The sequence below is a fragment of the Clostridium sp. genome (genome assembly GCF_050717515.1).
Taxonomy (GTDB): Bacteria; Bacillota; Clostridia; order Clostridiales; family Clostridiaceae; genus Clostridium_AD.
Window position 1 is genome coordinate 53002 of the sequence record NZ_JBOITL010000035.1, and the last position, 23399, is coordinate 76400.

Here is a 23399-nt window from a genome sequence, read left to right on the forward strand (position 1 = left end):
ATCGCACTCTCCTTTGTAAACGTTTATTTTTCTTATATAAAATATATCATATGCACTGGTTACTTTTAAAGTTGATTTTCTTTAGTTTTAGTGTATAAATTAGATATTTATTCTTTATATTTTTATAAATTCTAAAACTCCTATTAATTAAAGTTTAATTCTTTAATTAATAGGAGTTTAATTTAGTAATTTTTTATTTCTCTTAAAGTCGATGGGCACACCCCATAATACTTCTTGAATTTTCTATAAAAATAACTTGTATCTGAATACCCTACAGCTTTAGCAATATCATTTATTTTCATATTAGTGTTTAATATTAACTCCTTAGCCTTCATATTCTTAGTACTATTTAAATATTCCGAGAAGGAAACCCCTAACTCTTTTGTAAATACTTGTCCTAAGTATGAACTATTTATATTATATTGATAAGCAAGTGTTTTTAAACTAAGCTCTTCGTAATATTTTTCATTAACACTATTTATAATTTGCTGAATAACAGGAGTATATTTAATTGTGTTTATATTCATTAAACTTCCAAGTTCTTCAAGTTCACGAATTAGAAAAGCCTTTACATTATCTCTAGTATTTTCATTACAAAGTTCTACTATAGTATTACTGAGGCTATCTTTACTATATTTATCATCAATCTTAAACTCCTCTGATATCTTATCTGCTAGGAATAATATCTTTATTGATAAATCATATATATTTTTAGGGGTTAATTTACAATCATCAAATAACTCTATTATATAATTTTGTAATTCCCCATTGTTTTTTTCTATTATTAACTTGTTTATTAGTTCTATTTCCTTTGAAAAACTTCTTTTATTATCTTTTATATTACTAATGTCTTCCTTACATAAGCATATATTAGATCCTTCTGTTAACATATACTTTTTGAGATTATTTGCAACACTATAACTTTTTTTTAATTTATCTATACTATCTACTAAATCTCCTACTCCAATAAAAATATCGGTATCAAGTTCTTGTGATAATTTATCCTTTATAACATAAAAATAATTCATAATATCTTCCTTAGTATTATCTTCACTCCATGGATTTATTATTATTACTTGTCCATCATAGTTTCGTATAATTTCACATTTACTATAAGTGCTGCTCTCAATAATATCATTTATATTACTATTTTCTTTATTATCTCTTTGACCAATAGTTATGCTACTTACTGTATACCTTTTTTCATCTAATCCTATATTAATAACCTGTTGTATTCTATCTAATTCACTTTTATCTATTTTCCCATTTATAAATTGAATTAGTTTTCTGTTTTTATCAAGTAGCCTACTTTGTTTTTCTTTTTTTCTATTCATTGTATCTATAATTTTTATTAATGCTTGTTCTAACTCATCTTCATTAATTGGTTTTAATATATAATTTTCTACCCCGTACTCCATAGCCGTCTTAGCATATGAAAATTCATCATATCCGCTTAATATTATAAACTTAACCTGTTCATCTATGGATCTAATTTTTTTTATAAGTTCAAGCCCTGTTACTTTAGGCATATTTATATCCGTAATTATAATATTAACAGGGTTTTTTTCAAACATTTCTATTGCACTTATTACATTATCGGCAGTTTGTGTCACTTCTAATCCTAGCTTGTCCCATTCAATTATACTTAATAAACCTTGCAGTATTAATTTTTCATCATCTACCAACATAACCTTATACATCTTTATCTACCTCCTTGCATGGAAGTTTTACAACAACCATTATACCTTTATCTTTATTTTGAATTAATTTTATTCCGTAATTTTTTCCATATTTTATCGTAATTCTTTCATGAGCATTTAAAAGTCCTATAGATTCATCTAAATTAACTTTTTTTTCTAACATATCATTTAAACTTTTAATTCTTTCTTTTGATATCCCATTGCCGTTATCCACTATATATACAATCATATCTTCATTTTCTCTTCTTACTTGTATTCTTATCTTATTGTCAGAGTTCTCAAGACTTATTCCATGAAAAAAATAATTCTCTATAAGTGGCTGAAGAGTAAATTTAATTATTTCTTTATCTAAAAGTCCATCCTCACATTCCACACTATACTCAAATTTTTCGTCGTACCTAAACTTAAATATTTCCAAATATTTCTCGCAATATTCTAATTCATTTTTAACAGTTATAATGTTTTTTTCTTTTACTTGCTTTCTAAATAAAAATGCTAATGTATATATCATTTTGCCCACTTCTTTATCTCCATTACAAATAGCTTTCATTCTTATAGATTCTAATGTGTTATATAAAAAATGTGGGTTAATCTGATTTTGAAGGGCTACCATTTCGGCATTCTTTTGATTTAGTTCTGCTAAATAACTTTTTTTAATATATTGATTTAGACTTTTACACATATCATTAAAATTCTCAGAAATATAATTTATTTCATCATTTTCCTTAGTTATAGGAATTGAAATATCCAGTTCTCCATTTTTAACTTTTCCCATTGCCAGTAGTATGGCATCCATTCTATCGCTAAGTTTCTTAATCTTTATATAAAAAACTCTTTCTACTATTATAAAAAGTAAAATGTTTATAAAAAATAAGGAACCAAAAAATTTGATTGGTAAGGCTGCTACTTTCACTTTTGGGGTTTTCACTATAGTTACTAATGTTGATGCATTCAAAGCTTTATTTATATAATAATTCTTATCTAATTCACCCTCTTCTCCCTCTTTCATTACTTCCGAAAAGTAAGAATACTTTTCATATTGATATTCACTATTGGAATCGTATACAACATACCCATTATTATCTAAAACCATAACCTCATATTTTTCTTCATACTTACTAACAATATTTTTTAATCTATCTAAATTATATGTACATATTAATTCTCCTTTAGACTGAAGAGTTCTTGGATCTCTTATTTCTCTAATATAACTTATAATATTTTTTTCACATACAATACTAGAAAAATTATAATCTTCTCCCAACTTATTCATTCTATTTTTTTTTACTTTTATTTGATTTAGTCTATTAAATGAACTTGTTTCTTCTCTACTATAACTAACAAATGAAATATTACTCAAAGATTCATTTATATTAAATGAAGACCTAGTAAAGCTTTCAACACCTTTATAAAAATAGTCATTGCCATTTGAGAACCTATCTAATTTATATTTTGAATATGATACTCCGTCCATATTCAAGAAATTCATTACATCATTAATAATATAATTATCATTGTACATATTTTTTATTATTAAATTTGTACTGGTATTTATGTTATTTATTTCTTCATCTACATCATAGGCAACTTTTGCATTTATATATATACTATTCTCTTTAATAGTTACTAATTCTTTTTTTATAAAAAATATATCTAAGCTTGCTAGCAAAAAAAATATCATTATCATATTAATACTAAATATTCTTTTATATATCATTGATTTTTTTATACGCATTTCCCCTATCCCCTCATCCTTATGTATTTATGCTCACAGGTATATTTAAACATACTTTAAATTTTATGAAAAGTTCTCTGCATATGATATTCTATTGTTTTACTGAACTTATTCTAGAATATTATGTAGTTCTACCACATAACTTTGAATTTTCGTACTATTTATATTATAATAAAAATAACCTTTTACAGAGGAGGAATTATTTATGCTAGAATTTTTCAACTTAAACCGAATCTTAGATATATTTAATTATATATTTTGGTTCTTTTTATTAAATCTATTTTTTATGATCCTCAATATACCAATTGTATCATTCTTTTTGTTTATAGGCATAAGTAACACTTTTCTATCCTTACCTTTATTTTTAATATGCTTAATCCCCGTTGGTCCATCACTAACAGCATTATTATACTGCACGGGTAAGTTAATTAGAAATAAGGATCTACATATTATAAAAGATTTTATTGAAGGTTTAAAATTAAACTTTAAACAATCCGCTTTTTTATGGTGTTGTGAATTAATAGTAGTATTTATACTTTATTCTAATATAAAATTCTTTTCTACTGCAAAGTATAGCTTAGTGTTAACATGCTTATTTGCATCACTAGTAATTCTTACTTTATTAATAACACCATACATATACATACTAATAAGTAGATTTTCTATGAAAAATATGGATGTTATTAGGGCTTCCTTTATTTTGGCATTTACCCGGCCAATCCTTACTATATCTAATCCATTAATATTTATAGTTTTACTTATTTTATTTGAAATTAATCCAAGTACAATAATATTATTTATTTCAAGTATACTTGCATTTTCACTTAGCTTTGCCAATAAATCCTTACTTCTTGAACTTGAAACATCTTACTCAAAATAGTAAAGTCTAGATTATGATTAATTCAAAATATCATAATCTAGACTTTTAATTACTTACATGGAAACTATTATTTTAGGAGGATTTTTATGAATACTATCACAACCACTAAATTAGAGGTTATTAAATCTACAGTAAGAAAGATAGGACAAGATTTATCTAGGTCTATAGAAAATGAAAATCTTAGAACAATATTTTTAAATTGTTTTGTTAATACAATAGATACTACGGTTAATGTTGCAAAGGATGATACATTTGTCATAACAGGGGATATTCCTGCTATGTGGCTTCGTGATTCCACATCCCAAGTAGAACACTATCTCCCCTTTGTTAAAGACCACGCGGAACTTAAATATATTTTTACAGGATTAATAAAAAGACAAATGAAATATATACTTATAGATCCATATGCAAATGCCTTTAACAAAGAAGCTAACGGCAAAAAATGGGACAACGATTTAACAAAAGATAGTCCTTGGGTTTGGGAAAGAAAATATGAAATAGATTCATTATGTTACCCCGTTAGACTCATATATAAATATTGGAAACAATCAGGCGATGAATCTTTTTTTGATAATAAAATAAAAAATGTTTTCAATATTATTATTGATTTATGGAAAACTGAGCAAACCCACTTTGAAAAATCTGATTACTCATTCCAAAGATTAAACTGCGCTCCAACTGATACACTATGCAATAGCGGCCTGGGAAACCCTGTTGGATATACTGGTATGACTTGGTCTGGTTTTAGGCCTAGTGATGATGCTTGCCAATACGGATACTTAGTTCCAGCTAATATGTTCGCTTGTGTAGCCTTAAGATATATAGAAGAAATTTCTGAAGTTATATTTAGTGATTCCACGCTTAAAGAAAGCGCTACTGCACTAAGACTTCAAATTGAAGAAGGTATAGATAGATTTGGTATAGTTCACAATGAAGAATTTGGAGATATTTATGCTTACGAAGTAGATGGCTTAGGTAACTTTAATTTTATGGATGATGCTAATGTTCCAAGTCTTTTATCAATTCCATACTTAGAATTTAGAGGAATTGATGATAAAATTTATCAAAATACAAGAAGATTCATATTAAGTAAAAACAATCCATTCTATTATGAAGGTACAGTTGCCCAAGGTATAGGCAGTCCACACACTCCACCTGAATATATATGGCATATAGCTCTTTCAATGAATGGACTTACAACTAATAACATTGATAAAATAAAAGATTTAATAAACACTTTAATAGACACTGATGCTGGAACTGGTTTCATGCATGAAGGATTTCACTGTAATAATTCAAGGATTTTCACAAGAGATTGGTTTGCCTGGTCTAACTCACTATTTGCTCACTTCATATATGATGCTATAGTAGAAAAGAAAATAAAACTATAATCCCTCTTAAATGTGTTTAAAAGCTAGATTGGATAACACTTATCACAATCTAGCTTTTAACAATTAGTTTATAAAGTTATATACTGCACCTATTAAATTAGCATCATTTGAATAAACACATTTTTTAACACTTGGCATTATCTTAGCAATTTCTGCTTGTTTTAATATGATTTCTAATTTTGCGTTTATGCATTGGACCAAATCTTCTCTAACACTTATTGCTCCACCAATAACAATTACTTCTGGGTCATATACGTATTGTAAATTAAATATTCCCAATGCTAATTTATAATAGAATTCATCAATTGCTCTTATACAATCTTTATCCCCTTCTTTTGCCATATCAAATATCTTCTTTCCATCAATTTCACTAGTAGCTATATTTTTATATTGGGCCACTCTTCTAACAATAGAAAATGTAGATGCTACCTCACTAAAATTTCCAATTATCCCCTTTCCCATATCACTTTCCATTATCATATATCCAAATTCTCCACAATGAAGGTTAGCTCCTAGATGTAATTTCTTATCTTTTACAATTGCTCCCCCTATGCCTGTTCCACATACTAAGAATAGTACATCATTGTTGTCCTTTGCTGCACCCTTCCAAACTTCTGCTAAAGCCGCACAATTAGCGTCATTTCCCATACAAACATCTAAATCTGTAGCTGCTTTTAATATATTTCTTAAATTAGGCCCATGGATATATGGAACTGCAGATGCTCCGTATATTACACCTTCTTCATTGTTAACAGCTCCTGGGCAACTTAATGCTATCCCCTCTAATTTCATATCTTTTTCGTATATATCTACAATTTCAACCATTTTCAAAATAAGCATATCTAATTCTTCTTTTGGTGTTTTAAATGACCCTTTATGTAATATTTCTCCTTGCTGATTTACAACTCCGAATTTAACAGAAGATCCCCCAATATCAAAAGCAATATAATTTTTCATTTTGATTTCCCCTTATATTTTAAAATATTTATTATTCCATTTTATCTATTCACATATTTTTGAAAAACAGTTTAACTATTAATCACATATTGTTTATATTATCTATTATAGGTTTTATTTTTTTAGGTTGTAGTATATAAATTATATATTTATTGTACAAACTCTACACTTATCAAGTAAACTGGCACCTTATTCTTTAAAAATATATAAATTGATTTTTCATATAGCATTGTTATCTTTTTAGATATATTTTATACTTATTATAAGTAGCTGAATAGTTACTATTATTACTGCAATAAAAGAACCTAAGAATAAATAGATATCTTTTAAATCTATAATGTATCCTAATAATATTATATAATCCATTGGCATAATCTTAAATTAGATTTACAAAAAATAATAGCCTTATCATTTACTAAAATTGCAGATAATAAAAATACTAAACAACTTGAGAAGCAGCATAGAATAGAATAATAATAATAATAATAATAATAATAATTGGAGGAACAAAACAAGTTGAAAAATCAGATAAGCTCCATTAATCAATCTAAATTAGCAACGCCTTCCGCAACTGCTACCCCAAAAACTGACTTATTGATAGATAGAATAAACGGAAAAGGAAATGCCAAGCAGGCTATAGTTGTTACCACCAATGGTTTTGGCAGCGTAAATGCTACCATTACAACCTTTGAAAATATTAATGGAAATTGGAAACAAATACACTCTCTTGCTGGTAATGTTGGCAGAACAGGTTTTACTTCTAATAAAGTCGAAGGTGATGGGCATTCGCCAATAGGAGTTTTTTCATTGGGTACGGCATTTGGTAGATATTCAAATCCCGGTACTGCAATGGACTATAGGCAGTCTACCCCTAATGATTTTTGGGCAGATGATCTTAATTCACCATTGTACAATACATGGCAAGAAGGTCCTGCTAATGGCAGATGGAATTCTGCTGAAAAGATGTATATTCCCCAATATAATTATGGTTTTGTAATAAACTATAATACTGCTAATATAATACCAGGAAAAGGTTCTGCTATATTCTTTCATGTATGGTCGGGGTCTGGACAAGGAACAGCAGGGTGTATTGCAACGGCTCAATATAATGTAATAAGTATTCTAAAATGGTTAAATCCGTCTAGACACCCTGTTATAATTCAAGGACCAATGTCTGAAGTCACAAAGATATAGCAAAACTATTTTCAGAAAAATAATTTGGGGTAGGCTAGGTTGCTTTTGGATTTATCTTTAAAGATATGAAAACAAAGATAGTTGTATTAATTCGGCTATCTTTTTGCTATGTTATCGAACTAAGCCAATTGTATCCTGCTAATTGGAGTAGATGTAATTATTCATATTTTATGGGAAGTAATTCGGAAACCTAATCTAAATGTGAAATATCCGCCTCTAAAATAATCTCAATTTTCTTATCTCCCACGACCAGTACTGTTAAGCATGTATCATACATAAAGGGTTTACTCCAAAAATCCTCAATAGAATAATTTTTGATTATTGAATAGATTGCCTTTATTACAGCTGTATGGGTTACTATTAATATATTTTCACCAGTAGTATTATTTATAATATCATATAATGCCTTTTTTACCCTGTGAATCAATTCTTGGAAGCTTTCACCCTCTATAGGTTCATATAAGTGAGGCTTGTTCCAAAAATTAAACTGCTGGGTAGGATATAGTTCTTTTACTTTTTCATGGTCCATGCCTTCCCATATACCAAATCCCATTTCTTTTAAATCTTCAATTTTAATTATCTCAGTATTCTTATTTCCTCGAATGTATTTTGCTGTGTCAAAGGCTCTCCCCAGTGGACTGCAATAAATATAATCAAAATCTATAGCTTGCAAACTCTCACCTAGCTTTTTAGCGTTGTCAACACCTATTTCAGTTAAATTTGAATCTTGCCAGCCCTGCATCCTGCCTTCTTTATTCCACTCCGTTGCTCCATGTCTTGTAATATATATTTTCAATTTTCATCCATCCCCTAACTATAATAAAATAATATTGAATATCAAATATTTATTATATGTTGCTACTGTTTAAAAAACATTCGGCACTCTTTAGAAACATTAAATCTCTACTCTGAATGAATTTCCCAAGATAATTATCTGGTGTATCATTTTCAAGAATAGATATAGCTTCATCTAAGGTCACCCATTTTAATTGAAAACCACTATTTGTTTCAACCTCTGTAAATGATGGCTTTTTAATATCTCCTTTTACCTCAGAATAATAACAATATGATATTTGTAATAATTCATGCCTATCTCTATATTCTATGATTGTACCAATTTCGCCCAAAACATCAATATAAACTCCAGCCTCTTCCATTACTTCGCGATTTAAAGCAGTTTTAATGTCTTCCCCTGCTTCAATTCCTCCGCCTGGCAGCTTGTGATAGTTATTCTTTGATACAAATAATAAGGCTATTTTCTGTGAATCATTTTGTACAATTGATCTTGATGCTCTCCTAAGCTTATATGAAATATCTATGTTTTCATAATCGTAACCAATATCTTTTTCATATATTTCTTTTATTAAATCCATTGTATATTGCCTCCTTATTTCAATTCATTTTAAATAGGTCATTAAGAATTTTTTTCTCAATTACTAACTTTCTGCTCTATATTCCCTATTTTAACACACTTTCCGGTTCAAATATATGTCATAATTTTTTCTTACATTGATAGTATTTTAATTATACGAAATATAAATATAAGTTAAAATCATTTATAATTTTTATGTATGAACCTATGTTTTATCTTTAAATATTCTTTTTACTCCTGCAAACTTATTATCATCAAAACTCAACTTATAAATATCAGGCATACTAAGCTGTTTCCAAAATTCATAGTTGTATTTACTATCAAAAAAATTCATTATTAAAACCATAATATTTCCATGAGTACCAATAACAATATTCTTACCATTATACTTACTTAGCACCTTATTTAGTGAAACAACCCCTCTGTTTTGTGCTGCTAGATTTGACTCCCCACCCTCAAAAGCATAATTGAAATTTTCCCATAATTTAGTTATACCACTTTCAAAATTTTCTACTAAAGCTTCCGCAATTTTTCTTTCCTTAAATCCATCCTCGAGTATTATCTCAGTACCAATTTGTTTTGCTATACCTTCAACTGTTTGAATTGACCGGTTATATGGACTTGATAAAACAGTATCTATATTTTCAGTTAACAAAATTGACCTTATTCTCTCTGCGTCTCTATATCCCCTCTCTGATAAGGGCCGATTTAATTCATCTACAGTATAGCTAGAATGGGCATGCCTTACTAAATATATATTTGTATTCAATTTTTATTCTACCTCTCACCTATAAATTTTTTTAATGTGGCTACATGCATTGGATAAAATTCATTTTACCTCTCCTAAATCATTTTTATACCCCCTTCATCTTAAATACCAATAGTTTCAACTTCTTTTGTTAGCAGGTTTATAATTCGTGTTCTCTTATCTGCTTTTGAAATATAAACAATCTCTCCACTAGCATCAATACAATATGATATTGGAATTGACACTCCACAATCTCGGTAGGAACCATCCGAATGGCTTGTTCCTATAATAATAGTTTTATAGGTTATTGCAATATTTTTTGCTACATTTACCCATTCTTCAAACTGCTCTTCACTGAACATCCCAACACCTATTGGATGTGCTATAAAATCAAGTCTTTCCCCTATACCTTTTAACCCTTCGATACCTTTTAGTATTTCTCTACAAAGTAAATATCCTATCCTTAATCCATCATTATCAACAACTGATGGGCTATATAGCCCTTCATCCTCTGGAGTCTTTGCTCTATCTAATACTTTTCGTCCTAAATTATTTATAATTAATGCCCTATCCTTATTTTTACTTCTATATCCTGTTATAATAGTTTTATTGTACTTTTTAGCAATTTCACAGGCATTTAGTAATGCCTCTTCGTCTACTAAATATCCCTCTGGGTATATAAACATATCAGTATTTGAGTTATCCTTTATTTCGTTTTCAAGTTGATCTATACTTGTTTCATGAATGGGTTGTCCTACTAAAATTTTAATAATTGCCACGCCCCTTATATATGTATCATGAATTCATGTCATTAAATCATCATCTGCGATGCTGCAATTAACGACTTCAGAAGGAAATTTACCCCCTTGTAGCGCTCTGGAGTAGATAACAATTCTCAATTGTTATCCCCCACTGAAGTTTTCTTTTTGTTATAGCATATTCCCCCCCACTTATAGAAGTGGGAGACTTCCTTCTGAAATGTCGTTAAACTAGAACAAAGGTTTGTACATTTGTATACTTTCCATTATAATGTAATTATACACAATTTTATGAAAATAAGGGAGTAAATTAAATGAATAATGTTAACGATTTAAATATATCTGAAATGCTTAAACTTTCACAAGAATTATGGGAAAAACATAACGATACCTGGTCACCTATGGAACCTCAATATGGAAAAGATTTTATTTTATATATGATTGAAGAAATAGGTGAAGTTATAGCGATAATCAAGAAAAAAGGTGAGGATGACATAATGGATGATGTTGCTGTAAGAGAAAGATTTGTTGAAGAACTAGGCGATGTAATGATGTATTATATGGATGTACTTAACAGGTTTAAAATTTCTGCAGATGAATTTTCATCTATTTATTTAAAAAAATTTGAAACTAATATGAAAAGGGATTATAAAAATCAATATAAAGATTTTATTTAGTATTGAAATTAATGGGTAGAGTATCTTGATACTGACATAAGATACTCTACCCATTGATTTTCATTACATCATCGCCATCTAAATTCTACAATAAACTTCTATGTCATTCCCCTCAGTATCTTTAAATTCTAATACCAAGTTATTATTAATTTTTGATACTGGAAAAACTATTTTAGCATTTAATATTTCTAATCTTCCCATTAGTTTATCCATATCATTAACCTGAAAACTTGGCAAACAGTTATCGCCCCAATTAACCTTTTCTTGGACTTTACTATTATTAAATAGGCAAAATCTAAAGCCTTGAATATTAAAACTGCTAAATACTTCATCCCTTTTTTCAACAGATTGCTGGAGCAATTTTTCATAAAAATCAATTGCTCTATTCATGTCTTTAACACAAATATATAGTGAATTTAATGTAAAATTCAGTCCCATCTTAATCACCCTTCCAAAATCACTTTAGCACTTTCATATTTTCCCTTCATAATCTCTTTTGCTTCTGGACATAATTTGTTCCAGCTTCTTTCGATTTTTCTACTTACCCACTCAGCACCTTCTTTTACCTCCATTTTTCTATTATAATAAGCTAGATGTAATAATGCTGGAACCTGATCTATATGAGCCATTGCATCCGCACTTGCTACACATACTGCTTCTTTAGTTTTTTGTTGCATCCTTACGCTCCCCCTGTAACATAGGATACAGTCCTTTATAATTTCTATTTTATCTTGAGGGTAATCTAACTCTTTAAGAATTTTCTCTGCTTCTATAGCTCCATATATATGATGCTCTTCATACATATTTTTGTCTTTTGCACTTGCATAATCATGTAGCAATGCTGCTATCTCAACTAGCTCTTCATTAGCACCTAATTGTTTTGCCAAAACTTTAGCATATTTAACCACACTAACAATGTGATATAACCAACCTTCATAACCAAATATATTATCCTTGCTTTTACACTGCTGTTCTACTATTTTTGAGATGGTGTTTATTAATTCTGTTTTATTTAACTCTTTTAATGTCCAATCAAGTAAAATAGGTTGAATTTGTGGATATGTTAAATTCTCTGGCATATTATCAAATAAGGCAATTTCTCTAATTTCTAAATTAGGTAGTTCTCCCAGCTCTTCAATTTCTGCATAATATAATCTTCCATAACTATTAGCATCTTCTTTTCCTTGAAAATAATTACATAAGTAATCGCCAATAGGTTTTATATTAAATTTCACTGCGCCAGTTTCTTCTTTTAATTCCCTTGCTGCAGTATCATTAATATCTTCATTTAATTCTCTATGTCCTCCTGGAGTTTCCCAAGTCTCTCTTTCTTTATGCTTACAGTAGACGAATTTACCCTTGTACTTTGAAATTATAACGGCAAATTTAAAATCTTCATCCTTCACTGTTCCTAAATCATATACTTTAGTTTCCATGTATACCCCCCATAAATATTCTTATACTCACCCTACTAAGTTTCCATAAATAGCATTCATCATTTTATATTAACAGCCCTGCGTACCTTCCAATTCACTAAACCTTTCCTTGGTCATTTTAAATGAAATTTCACTATCAGAACTTGATACAATGTCAAACCCAAAACTTTGTAGAGCCTTTTGACCTTTTTCATTTATCACATTATCATAAATAACTTGTCCACCAAAATCATAGAAATAGTAACTTAAGAGAAGACCTATTGCTTCTTTACCATATCCTTTGCCTCTATATTTATTTTGTATCTTTATATTGAAATCTGCATTTTTCTCTCCTGCATCAAATCTATGAAAACTTACTTCTCCAACTAAGACGTCATCAAGAGTATAGATTAGGCAGTAAAAATTCTTTCCATCTGATGGATCTACCATTTTTCTATACCATAATTCTCTTTTTTCTGTTGGAAATGGTACAACTCCACCAACATCATTCATGGTTTCTTCATCTGACCATAACTCAGCAACAAAATCTAATTCATCAAAATTAGGCTGCTTTATGTAAACTAATTTTCCATCTATTCTAGAGTTATATAACAATATTATCCCCCTCCCAGCATTCAAGTTTCTCTATTAACATACTATCCACTCATATCTACATTCTTGCCTATCCCCTAGTTGATTTACTAATTTAATATGAAATTCTTGCAACTTTCCTTAGGTGCAGTTATATCTGATAATTAGTTCCTACTACAATTTCTTCAGACCTAATTTTAAAACCTAAACTTTTTGCTAAAGCAACTGAAGGCATATTTTTTTTATCTACCCAATATACTGGAATTACTTCATTTTCTATACACCAGTTAATTGCTCCTATTGAAACACTTTTACCATACCCTTTATTCCGATATTTTTCATTTGTATAAACTGTTAAATTGCCCCCATTATAATCTATATTAGAAACTTTACAGTATGAAGCAATTTTGTTACCATCAAGAATTATGTATTGCCTGCCTTGAATTACTTCATCTTTTTTTCTTAACCATATTCGCTGTTTTTCTTCTTCACTTACTGTTTGTAGATTATTTATGAAAATTTCTTTAGTAAGTTTTACTATGCTATTTTGCAATGGAATTCTTTTATATGTAATATCCAATGTCATTCTATACATTTCTCTAATTGTGTAGATCTCTAATCTGCTATCAAAAAACACTCTTAATACTTTAAAAAGTTCCGTTGTCTCCATATTTTTAAAGGGAATTATATATTTACTAAAATCCCTGTACAACTTGGGAGTTACTGAAAATGTGTTAATTCCATCAATATTGGTTACTATTAAGTGTTGAAAGAAACAATTATTTATAGGCTTTTTTCTTTGACTACACTGAAAAATTTTTTTCTCCTTATGTACCTCTTGAATCGATATTCCCAAATACTTTAAATAATAACTATTAAATAGTTCATTACAATCCATTTGTTAATCCCCCATCATGTATACTTAATTATACCATTTTATACTAAATTTCTCTATCTATTACTCATTGCTATTTTACAGATTATTTTTATATATAAGTAAAAGGATACTATTATAAAAACTCTTACTTCTGTATTTATGCTTAACCCTAATAGGTAAATATAAAAGGTACTCAATTAAGAGTACCTTTTATATTTTTAACCAATATTTATATGTTCATATAGGTTTTTATTAATTTCACCATCTTAGGTGTTACTTGTCTATCTATGGATATGACCTCATCTTCTATTGCATTTTTATCACTAATTATAAATGTAATAACCTTATACTGCACAAACAACTTAAAATCACTTTTAATTTCACCGCTAATTGTATATGATTCAATAGCCAAACTACCTATATCATAATCATTTGTCTTTAAATTAAAAATCAGGCAGTTATTTACAATGCTCACATCAAAGATAATTTCAGAAACATTATTTTTTATAAAATCAAATATTTCAGTGGTTGTTTTGCATATAAACCAAAATTTAGTTTCTGACCGCTGAGGCAATATAAATTGCTCTGGAATCATATCATAATCCGTGCAAAACACTGTTGCTTTACTTATCTGAACATCTTCGCCTAACCATTTTCTAATGTGCAATTTATCGCTATCGAAAATAGGAAGTTCCACTATATGCTGCTCATCACTAAATGAAACTACAATTAATTCTACAGTCTTTCTATGCACTAAGGACTTTATTTCATTAACCATAGATGGATCATCTTTATAGCTGGGCTGTATTTCTACCGTATACTCTGAACTGTCTCTAACGCTTAACATAGACAATTTAAAACTTAAATACCCATCATGTAAAATATCTGCAAAAAGTTCTGATTTATCATTTTTGGTGAATTTATAAAATTCTAAATCAGGTAATTTAAGAACAAAGGTTAATTTTCCATTTTCATCAATAATATAATTTAAGGTATCTGCCTCTAATTTACTAAAATCAAATTTAACACAAGTGTTTTGCTTCATAATCATCTTCCCCTATTATTTATTCAATATTCCATTACATAATATTACCATATCATAATATTTTATACTTGGCGAGAGTTTAAATATATTTCAGCATAAACCACATATTAAATCACCCCCTGCAGTGCTATAAATAATTTTATGTATACTGAATAAAAAGCACTCTTCCTTGGCAATAATTGAGATAAGTTAATTATTAAATATTAAGGGGGAGTATTCTTATGTCAGACATTTCTAAAGAGATTTTAAAAAATTATATCAAGAATCAAAATTTTACAAGTACAAGTGAGCTTCTAGCTTCTGTGAAGGACATGTTCAAAGACATTCTTCAAGAAGCATTAGAATCAGAACTGACTTTACAACTTGGATATGACAAATATCATATATCTGAAAAACAAACTCCAAACAGTAGAAATGGACATTCTAAAAAGACCGTAAAATCACAACTTGGGACAATAGTACTTAACATACCGCGTGATAGAAAGGGTGAATTTCAATCTAAAATTTTGCCTAAGTATCAAAGAAATATAACTGGTATTGAGGATAAAATATTAGCTCTTTATGTAGCCGGAATGACTACACGATGCGTCGCTGAGCAAATTAAAAATCTATATGATGTTAAAATATCTGCTGAAACGGTATCAAATATAACAAATAGTGTTACTCCTATGCCTGTTCCTTAATGATTTCCGGTGTTTTTTTTAAACCATTTACTTTATCCTAATTTCTAAAATAAGAAACTGTACAATCTCACCTTAGATGAAGATGTACAGTTTTTATATTTTTATTTCAACTTCTTTTATAAAATTAAGCGGAAAATTAATTTTTCTTTAGGATAACTCTAATTCTCAAAGTTACCTTAACACTATTTTTTTAAAACTTGCCACTTGCCACGTGGGTGGCACCTTTCTGAAATACCGTTAAACCCCTTCCATCAAAATATCAAGCATCTTGCTCCTATTATTAATAAAGCTCTTCATTATCTGATAATTTTCAGTTTCCTCATATGAAACAACTTCTATCTTTTCTTTTATTTCATAAATAGTTGATTCAGGATAGGCCATTATAATTGGAGAATGAGTTGCAATAATAAATTGAGAGCCCAACTTAATTAACTCATTTATCCTTGTAAGCATGGACATCTGCCTTGAAGGAGATAATGCAGCCTCTGGTTCGTCTAATATATACAGCCCATTACTACCAAATCTATTCATAAATACAGCAAAGAAAGACTCTCCATGGGATTGTTCATGTAGTGATTGGCCTCCATATGAAGACACCAGACCTGGGTCTTCTCTATCAAGTACATCAATATTTGTTGCAAGGTTATAGAAACTCTCCGCTCGCAGGAAAAATCCATTCCTAGGCTTTTTAACTCCTTTAACTAACTTTATATGTTTATATAATTCTGAGTGCGTATCCATAGATGAAAAATTGAAATTGATTGTTCCACCTTCAGGATTAAAGCCATAAGCAGTCGCTATGGCCTCTAAAATTGTGGATTTACCAGAACCATTTTCCCCTACAATAAATGTTACTTTGGGATGAAACTCTAAACTTGATAATTTCTCTATGACAGGTAAACAGAAAGGGTATTCTGAAAAAGACTCTATATTATCTTTTTTAAGCTGGATGCTCCTTAAATATTGATTACAATCTAATAACCCCATATTTGTCCTCCTATCTATTAAACCAGCTCCTCAAGTGTTTCTGAATTTTTGGCAACGTATAGTACCAAATATTTAGTTTTCTATTCAAACAATTCATTTACAATTGGAATAATATTAATTAATGGTTCTTCATAAGGATGAATTTCTTTAATAACCTTCATGGCATTCTTAACGTATTCTCTTTTACATCTTATCTCAATCTTACATTCTTCACCTTCACACACTTTACCTATTTCACCATTGAAAGGATTAGATCCTTCTAAAGGTCTCCAATATCCTCTTACATTTGTTATAGATATAACATTATCATAATTTCCAATAGTACAAGCATTCACTTTATTTAGTTCATCTCTTAATTTTATTACATATTCTTCTGGAACATATATTTCTATTTTTACTTCTTTAAATTCCACAACTATACTCTCTCCTTTACTCTTTTAAATCTTCACAATTTTATTTAAGTATAATTTATATTATAGCATGTACTAGTAATATCCTTACATATTACTAAAACTAAAAGTTCATGTTATACTATAGTTATTAATCCATTTCATGGTTAGTGAGGGGTAGTATGGTATGAATATTTTAAATTCAGGATACAAACATATAATTTGGGACTGGAATGGTACACTGCTAGATGATGTAGAAGTGGTGATAAACGTTATGAATTCACTGTTACAAAAAAGAAAAATGCCTGTAATTGATAAAGACAAATATTTGCAAATCTTTGATTTTCCTGTGATTAATTATTACACAAAATTAGGATTCGATTTCTCATTGGAGCCCTTTGAACAAATTGCAAATGAATATGTTGAATTATATAGAGATGCCTATGAAAGCTGCAATCTACAACAAGATGCTAAAAAAATATTAAAGTTAATAAGTGATTCTGATATAACTCAATCTATACTTTCAGCATCACAACAGACTTATTTAGATGAATCTATTGATTTTTACAAAATCAATGATTTTTTTATTAAACTAGTTGGTTTAAATGATCATTATGCTGTGAGCAAGGTTGAAAACGGCAAAAGGTTAATTCAAAATCTTTCTCTTAACCCAAAAGAAGTGCTTTTAATTGGTGATACAGTTCATGATTATGAGGTGTCAAAAGCTATTGGTTGTGATTGTTTTTTGGTAGCCTGTGGCCACCAGCATTTAGATAAATTTAAAAATTATGATGTACCAGTATATAATTCTTTGAGTGATCTTATACTTTAATAATTATAATTTCGCATTATTCGTAGGTGACAATATGCTCAACACTATCCCTCAAATTAAGTAGCTTATCTGCAAAAAAGCTTGGATATGCAACATAATCTTTTAACTTATCAATTGGTAACCAATGCATATATTCACGTACACCTTGTGTATAGCTATTACTATCCAACTCTTTTGTACCTCTTGATTTCATTAGAAAATAAAATGCAATTTCATGGCTCTTCAACCCATCAAAAAAATTCTCATGAATAAACGCCAATCTGTCAACTTCATATGCAATTCCCGTTTCTTCAAATACTTCTCGCTTAACTGCCTCTTCTGCTCTTTCCCCTAAATGCACTCCACCACCTACAGAATAATAGTAAGAATCCAATTCATTTTTTGCCAAAAGAACACATCCATCTTCAATAATTATTGCTGCAGCTCGATATCGGAACCATCTATCTCCATTTTTAAATCCACAATCCATTACACGCTCTCCTCTCTTATGTATAAATAATCTTCAATTTACTATATTTTACGAGTGAGAAACAACTCACATATAGATTGTACCATTATTTTATATTTCAAACAACAATATACATATATGGTCATATGTATATTAGTTGTTCCATTTATGAAATCAGATAAAAATAAAACTCCAAAGCATGCCTCAGAGCTCCATTTACCATTTTAATTTTACACGTAAAACGCTTTCTATACTTTTGACAATTCTACTAAAGCGCACCCCTCTATTGCTAATATTCCATTTATTTTACAAAATTCGATTATTTCAGGGCTTCCTGCCCCTGGTTGAATAAGTACTTTATCTATTTTTAACACGTGAGCCTCTTTCAGAATTTCAATACCTTTATATGGATTAATGCATAAGTCTAAAACTTCTACCTTGTATGGAATATCCCTTAGGCTGCTATAAACTTCTTTATCATCGGCCGACGGATTTACACCCACTACATTAAACCCGTCTTTTTTCAATGAATCCAATATTTTACAAGCATATTTCAAAGGGTTTAACACATCTCCAACCACAATCCAGTTTTTATAATTTAAAAATTCACTAGCTTTCAATATTATCATCTCCTAGTAAAATTAATATATTTATACTATATAAATTCATATAAATATTTGTTAATAGTTACTCCACAATTATGGCTCCCACTGCTCATAGTCCACATCCAATGGATGTATCCCTATCAATGCTCGCCTTCATTAATATCACTCCTTTAAATATTTTTTATTTAATAACTATATATTAGTTTGCACTTTCACCACGCAAGTATACGAAACAAACAGAAAATTCTAGTATAAATTCATTCATAAATTATTCACCCTATATTTTAATTTATTCTCACATATTCATTCTTTATTACTAATATCGCTTTTTGTTCTTCTAGAGGTGAAATTGGCATAACTAAATCAATTATTACCTTAACACTAATATTACCTTGATCTTCAGCTCATGTTTCAGATGCAAAGATATTATCTAATAAATACTTAAACTTTAATATTCGATTAAAATAGCTATTTAATTAGCTCACTATACCATTTACTTTGTGCTTCATACATTTCACTATATTTTCCATGAACATTTATAAGCTCATCATGACTTCCAACTTGTACTATTTTACCCTTGTCCATAACCACTATTCTATCTGCAATTTTAGCTGAACCCAGTCTATGAGTAACAATTATAGATGTCTTTCCTTGAGACATTTGTTGGAACTTCTTATATATCTTTGTCTCCTCTATTGGGTCTATGGCTGCTGTTGGCTCATCTAAAACTATCATATTATGATTCCTATAAAAGCCTCTAGCTATAGCAACTCTCTGCCATTGTCCCCCTGATAAATCTATTCCATCAAATTCACGAGCTAGCATAGTATTATAGCCTTCTTCAAACTTTTCTTTAGATACTTCTAAATCTGCTTTTGTGATAGCTTCTTCTAGCATGCTTTCATTAATATCATAATTCTCATTACTAATGGATATATTTTCTCCTAAAGTCATATTATATTTCTGAAACTTTTGAAATACTGCTGATATTCCTTCATATAATGACTTAGTAGATATTCTTTTCGCATCTACATTATTAATTGAAACTTTTCCTTCTGATGGAGTATACATTCCCACCATCATTCTAACTAAAGTACTTTTTCCTGCTCCATTTTCTCCAACAATAGCAATAGTTTCTTTTGACTTAATATTTAAATTTATATTTTTCAAAGAAAACTTATTAGCTCCTGGATAAATAAATCCTACATTCTTCATTTCAATAGATGGTGTTCCTTCAATTTCTATATCTTCACCTTTTCTCTCAGGCATTTCTAAAAATCTAATAAAGTTTTTTACTGTTCCCAATCTTTGAGCTATTCTTCCTATATGCCTACAGATTATTTCTTCCATTATCTTAAACATGAAGCCTATTGATGTAAATACAGCACCAAAGGCTCCCACTGATATAGATTTATCTAAAAGAGCTTGCGCTAATAAAGCTAAAATTCCCATATATCCTAAAAGAGTTATAAACTTCATACCTAATTCAACTAATCCTGTTTTTTTTTCAATTTTCCATATTTCTCTATTCATAAAACCTAATGCATCTTTATAAAGAGACCCAAAATAAGAAAATCCTCCTAAAAGTCTTGTTTCTTTAAAGTACTCCCTATCTATAATGCATCTTTCATAATATTCATACTCTCTTCTTATGGGAGCCACTTTATCCTCTAAATTAGTAAATAGCTTGATTCTAATTAATTGAGATAAAACTACTGGAATAAATACCAAAATTAAAGAAATAGCTAATATAGGCTTTAGTTTATAAAGATATATCCCCATAAATATAAAGTATGGTAAATAAAAAGTCACCATGGATACTATTCTTATTGAAACAAACACACTACTTTCTAGCCCTTGTTGAGCTTTATTAATATCATCAAGTACAAGAGGATTCTCAAAGTCGATGGCACTTAACCTACTACTCTTATCATTTAATGCTTTTCCCAGTATACCAACTGCTTTATTTTGCAACACATTACCTGGTAGAAAATTTGCAATACCATTTAGAATTTGATTTACTACTAAAGCTATACCTAATAATCCAAGCATTATTAGTGCCATTTTTATAGTTACTTCTCCCTTTGAAACCTGTGTAATTGAGTCAAAAAACTTTTGAATAGCTAAAGTATTAACTCCTAAAGATACCCCATGTAATATGTTAACTACTATAATGCACATAACTAGTATAGGACATGACTTAAATACCATAGGCATAGCTGTTTTAAGTATCTTAAAAAAAGATATATTATCTCTTTCACTTTCCATTATGCATACCAACTCCCTTGACTTTCATACATTTCAGCATAAATTCCACACCTTTTCATTAGCTCTTCATAGGAACCTTTTTCAACTATAGTTCCATTTCCTATAACAAAAATTTCATCTGCTAGCTTTGTAGAGCCTAATCTATGACTTATGAAAATAGTGGTTTCACCTTTACTTATTTCCTCAAATTTTTCATATATATTGCTTTCACTAATAGGATCTAAAGCTGCAGTAGGTTCATCTAGAATTCTTAAGGTAGCAGGACTTACTATAGCTCTTGCCATTGCTACTCTCTGCCATTGTCCTCCTGATAAATCTACTCCTTCACTTTTAATTTTTCCTAAGATTGAATTTATGCCATTCGGAAGAGTGTTAACAGCCTCATTTAAATCTATAATATCTATTGCTTTATAAAGATTGTCCAGATTTTCATGTTTATTAGTATTTCCTAATAAAATGTTATCCTTAAAGGATATATAGTATCTTGCAAAATCTTGATACACTACTGAGCACATTGATTTTAGCTCTTTTTGACTATAATCTTTTATTAAGTTACCATTAATTAAAATTTCTCCTTCAAAATCTTCATAAAGCCCTGTAATAAGTTTTGTTATGGTAGTTTTTCCTGCTCCATTGCTACCAACAAAGGCATAATGTTTTCCCTCTTCTATAACAAAGGATAAATCTTTTAAAATGTAATTTTCTGTACCTGGATATTTAAATGAAACATTTTTAAATTCCAATGATTTTAGCTTAATCCTCTCCTTACTTGGTTTTACCAAATATTCCTTATATCCATCAAGAGCTACAAAATCACTTAAATCCACTAGATATTCTTTATTTTTAGCGAAACCATCACCATATTGTGGAAGACTCCATGCTAAATAGTTTATTAGACTAAATATACTATTTACCACAGACATAAACATACCTATGGATAACATACCCTTGGTAACTGGGAAAACTAATATTAGTACCATTAACATTGAAAAAATAGCTATAATGATTCCACCTATTTTCATATTAATAAACCATTTACCATTTACCTTTAACTCAGCTTTTCTTGAAATTTCAAATTCATTAAACCACTGTTCATTTATTTTTTTAGAATATCTAAATAGGCTTCTCTCTTCTACCGCTTCTCTTCCATTTAAAACCTCTCCTAAATATTTAGCTTTTCTTTTATTCTTCTCTACGCCTCTATTAACTTCATAAATTTCTTTTCCACTCCTTAAAGACAGTGCAAAAAATGGTAAGGAACTTAAAATTATTAATATGGAAGACCACCATACCTTAGTAAATAATAAAATTAGTATTCCTGCTACTTGAATAATCATAGCTATCATATCTAATATTAAAACATAAGCTTCACTACATTGAACTTCTGGCTGTTTTATAACCCTAGAAATCAAGTCGCAACTATGCTGATTTTCTATATGACTATATTTTAAAGTTGCTACCTTTTCAGTTAAATCTACCCTGAAGCTTTCTCTTAGTTTATTAGTAATTTTAACTTCTGCAAATTTAGATAATTGTGCTGAAATCCACGTATAAGCTAAAAGAATTGCCATAAATATTATTGGATTTACAATACTAAAAAATTCTTTTTCATTATTAAATATTTCAATTGCCCTATCTAAGAAACTAGCGGTTGCTAAAATTTGCATTGTTGGAACTATTCCATCTATAATATACTTTATTCCCATTAAAATAGATTCTTTTGTGGCATATTTAAAAGGAATACGTAATATGTCTATAGTTCCATACCTTTTATTTTCTAAACTCATAAAATCCCCTCCAAAATATCAAACGAAATTATTAAAAATTTCACCTGAATCCATGAAAAC

General features: G+C 29.1%; 23 protein-coding genes and 2 pseudogenes. 6 read left to right on the forward strand and 19 right to left on the reverse strand.

What is annotated here, in order from left to right; all coding sequences use genetic code 11:
* Positions 1-182: 182 nt before the first annotated feature.
* On the reverse strand, positions 183-1700 hold the full coding sequence (locus ACREV6_RS19240; RefSeq protein ID WP_431579664.1) for a response regulator: 1518 nt from the start codon (positions 1698-1700) through the stop codon (positions 183-185).
* Positions 1693-3435, reverse strand: a complete 1743-nt coding sequence (locus ACREV6_RS19245; RefSeq protein WP_431579665.1) for a sensor histidine kinase — start codon at positions 3433-3435, stop codon at positions 1693-1695. The genes ACREV6_RS19240 and ACREV6_RS19245 overlap by 8 nt, the downstream gene beginning before the upstream one ends.
* Before the next feature lie 286 nt (positions 3436-3721).
* Here ACREV6_RS19245 and ACREV6_RS19250 point away from each other — a divergent pair.
* A pseudogene (locus ACREV6_RS19250) lies at positions 3722-3925 on the forward strand (DUF624 domain-containing protein); the annotation flags it as partial.
* 47 nt (positions 3926-3972) lie between these two features.
* On the opposite strand, the gene ACREV6_RS19255 reads toward ACREV6_RS19250, so the two are convergent.
* Positions 3973-4272 carry a hypothetical protein gene (locus ACREV6_RS19255; RefSeq protein WP_431579692.1) on the reverse strand — a complete coding sequence of 100 codons (300 nt, stop codon included), beginning with the start codon at positions 4270-4272 and terminating at the stop codon, positions 3973-3975.
* Positions 4273-4401: 129 nt separating this feature from the next.
* Here ACREV6_RS19255 and ACREV6_RS19260 point away from each other — a divergent pair, with 129 nt between their 5' ends.
* Positions 4402-5706 carry a glycoside hydrolase family 125 protein gene (locus tag ACREV6_RS19260; RefSeq protein ID WP_431579666.1) on the forward strand — a complete coding sequence of 435 codons (1305 nt, stop codon included), beginning with the start codon at positions 4402-4404 and terminating at the stop codon, positions 5704-5706.
* A gap of 63 nt (positions 5707-5769) precedes the next feature.
* Here the strand turns inward: ACREV6_RS19260 and ACREV6_RS19265 are convergent, their stop codons facing one another.
* Positions 5770-6663 (reverse strand): ROK family protein, encoded by an 894-nt coding sequence (locus ACREV6_RS19265; RefSeq protein WP_431579667.1) that lies wholly within the window; start codon positions 6661-6663, stop codon positions 5770-5772.
* A gap of 516 nt (positions 6664-7179) precedes the next feature.
* Here ACREV6_RS19265 and ACREV6_RS19270 point away from each other — a divergent pair.
* The gene (locus tag ACREV6_RS19270) at positions 7180-7857 is read left to right on the forward strand and encodes a L,D-transpeptidase family protein (RefSeq protein WP_431579668.1); all 678 of its coding nucleotides are present in this window, start codon (positions 7180-7182) and stop codon (positions 7855-7857) included.
* A 190-nt stretch (positions 7858-8047) separates the two neighbouring features.
* Here the strand turns inward: ACREV6_RS19270 and ACREV6_RS19275 are convergent, their stop codons facing one another.
* From ACREV6_RS19275 to ACREV6_RS19290, 4 genes are all read right to left on the reverse strand, one after another.
* On the reverse strand, positions 8048-8653 hold the full coding sequence (locus tag ACREV6_RS19275) for a histidine phosphatase family protein (protein ID WP_431579669.1): 606 nt from the start codon (positions 8651-8653) through the stop codon (positions 8048-8050).
* Positions 8654-8705: 52 nt separating this feature from the next.
* Complete coding sequence (locus ACREV6_RS19280; protein ID WP_431579670.1) at positions 8706-9230, reverse strand: NUDIX domain-containing protein; 525 nt, start codon at positions 9228-9230, stop codon at positions 8706-8708.
* A 204-nt stretch (positions 9231-9434) separates the two neighbouring features.
* On the reverse strand, positions 9435-9998 hold the full coding sequence (locus ACREV6_RS19285; RefSeq protein WP_431579671.1) for a histidine phosphatase family protein: 564 nt from the start codon (positions 9996-9998) through the stop codon (positions 9435-9437).
* A 101-nt stretch (positions 9999-10099) separates the two neighbouring features.
* Complete coding sequence (locus ACREV6_RS19290) at positions 10100-10756, reverse strand: carbon-nitrogen hydrolase family protein (RefSeq protein WP_431579672.1); 657 nt, start codon at positions 10754-10756, stop codon at positions 10100-10102.
* Between the two features lie 293 nt (positions 10757-11049).
* Between ACREV6_RS19290 and ACREV6_RS19295 the strand changes: the two genes are divergently transcribed.
* Positions 11050-11412, forward strand: a complete 363-nt coding sequence (locus ACREV6_RS19295) for a MazG nucleotide pyrophosphohydrolase domain-containing protein (RefSeq protein WP_431579673.1) — start codon at positions 11050-11052, stop codon at positions 11410-11412.
* Positions 11413-11490: 78 nt separating this feature from the next.
* Here the strand turns inward: ACREV6_RS19295 and ACREV6_RS19300 are convergent, their stop codons facing one another.
* The 5 genes from ACREV6_RS19300 to ACREV6_RS19320 all read right to left on the reverse strand — a co-directional run bounded on the left by ACREV6_RS19300 (position 11491) and on the right by ACREV6_RS19320 (position 15340).
* Positions 11491-11850, reverse strand: a complete 360-nt coding sequence (locus tag ACREV6_RS19300; RefSeq protein ID WP_431579674.1) for a VOC family protein — start codon at positions 11848-11850, stop codon at positions 11491-11493.
* Positions 11851-11855: 5 nt separating this feature from the next.
* Positions 11856-12848, reverse strand: a complete 993-nt coding sequence (locus ACREV6_RS19305) for an HD domain-containing protein (RefSeq protein WP_431579675.1) — start codon at positions 12846-12848, stop codon at positions 11856-11858.
* Positions 12849-12917: 69 nt separating this feature from the next.
* Positions 12918-13442: a GNAT family N-acetyltransferase gene (locus tag ACREV6_RS19310; RefSeq protein ID WP_431579676.1), complete on the reverse strand. Its 525-nt coding sequence runs from the start codon at positions 13440-13442 to the stop codon at positions 12918-12920.
* 127 nt (positions 13443-13569) lie between these two features.
* Entirely contained in the window at positions 13570-14316 is a 747-nt protein-coding gene (locus ACREV6_RS19315; protein ID WP_431579677.1) for a GNAT family N-acetyltransferase, read from the reverse strand.
* A 208-nt stretch (positions 14317-14524) separates the two neighbouring features.
* Positions 14525-15340 (reverse strand): hypothetical protein, encoded by an 816-nt coding sequence (locus ACREV6_RS19320; RefSeq protein WP_431579678.1) that lies wholly within the window; start codon positions 15338-15340, stop codon positions 14525-14527.
* Positions 15341-15561: 221 nt separating this feature from the next.
* Between ACREV6_RS19320 and ACREV6_RS19325 the strand changes: the two are divergent.
* Positions 15562-16011, forward strand: a pseudogene (locus ACREV6_RS19325) (transposase); the annotation flags it as partial.
* A 249-nt stretch (positions 16012-16260) separates the two neighbouring features.
* On the opposite strand, the gene ACREV6_RS19330 reads toward ACREV6_RS19325, so the two are convergent.
* Positions 16261-17010 (reverse strand): AAA family ATPase, encoded by a 750-nt coding sequence (locus ACREV6_RS19330; RefSeq protein WP_431579679.1) that lies wholly within the window; start codon positions 17008-17010, stop codon positions 16261-16263.
* An 80-nt stretch (positions 17011-17090) separates the two neighbouring features.
* On the reverse strand, positions 17091-17423 hold the full coding sequence (cutA, locus tag ACREV6_RS19335; RefSeq protein ID WP_431579680.1) for a divalent cation tolerance protein CutA: 333 nt from the start codon (positions 17421-17423) through the stop codon (positions 17091-17093).
* Between the two features lie 163 nt (positions 17424-17586).
* Between cutA and ACREV6_RS19340 the strand changes: the two genes are divergently transcribed.
* Positions 17587-18231, forward strand: a complete 645-nt coding sequence (locus tag ACREV6_RS19340; RefSeq protein ID WP_431579681.1) for an HAD family hydrolase — start codon at positions 17587-17589, stop codon at positions 18229-18231.
* A gap of 16 nt (positions 18232-18247) precedes the next feature.
* Here ACREV6_RS19340 and ACREV6_RS19345 read toward each other — a convergent pair whose 3' ends face one another.
* The 4 genes from ACREV6_RS19345 to ACREV6_RS19360 form a co-directional block, all read right to left on the reverse strand.
* On the reverse strand, positions 18248-18700 hold the full coding sequence (locus tag ACREV6_RS19345; protein ID WP_431579682.1) for an NUDIX hydrolase: 453 nt from the start codon (positions 18698-18700) through the stop codon (positions 18248-18250).
* Between the two features lie 227 nt (positions 18701-18927).
* Positions 18928-19299 (reverse strand): CoA-binding protein, encoded by a 372-nt coding sequence (locus ACREV6_RS19350; RefSeq protein ID WP_431579683.1) that lies wholly within the window; start codon positions 19297-19299, stop codon positions 18928-18930.
* A 453-nt stretch (positions 19300-19752) separates the two neighbouring features.
* A complete protein-coding gene (locus ACREV6_RS19355; protein ID WP_431579684.1) occupies positions 19753-21552 on the reverse strand; it encodes an ABC transporter ATP-binding protein in 1800 nt (599 codons plus the stop codon).
* On the reverse strand, positions 21552-23339 hold the full coding sequence (locus ACREV6_RS19360) for an ABC transporter ATP-binding protein (protein ID WP_431579685.1): 1788 nt from the start codon (positions 23337-23339) through the stop codon (positions 21552-21554). Before ACREV6_RS19360 ends, ACREV6_RS19355 begins: the two co-directional genes overlap by 1 nt.
* Positions 23340-23399: the final 60 nt, after the last annotated feature.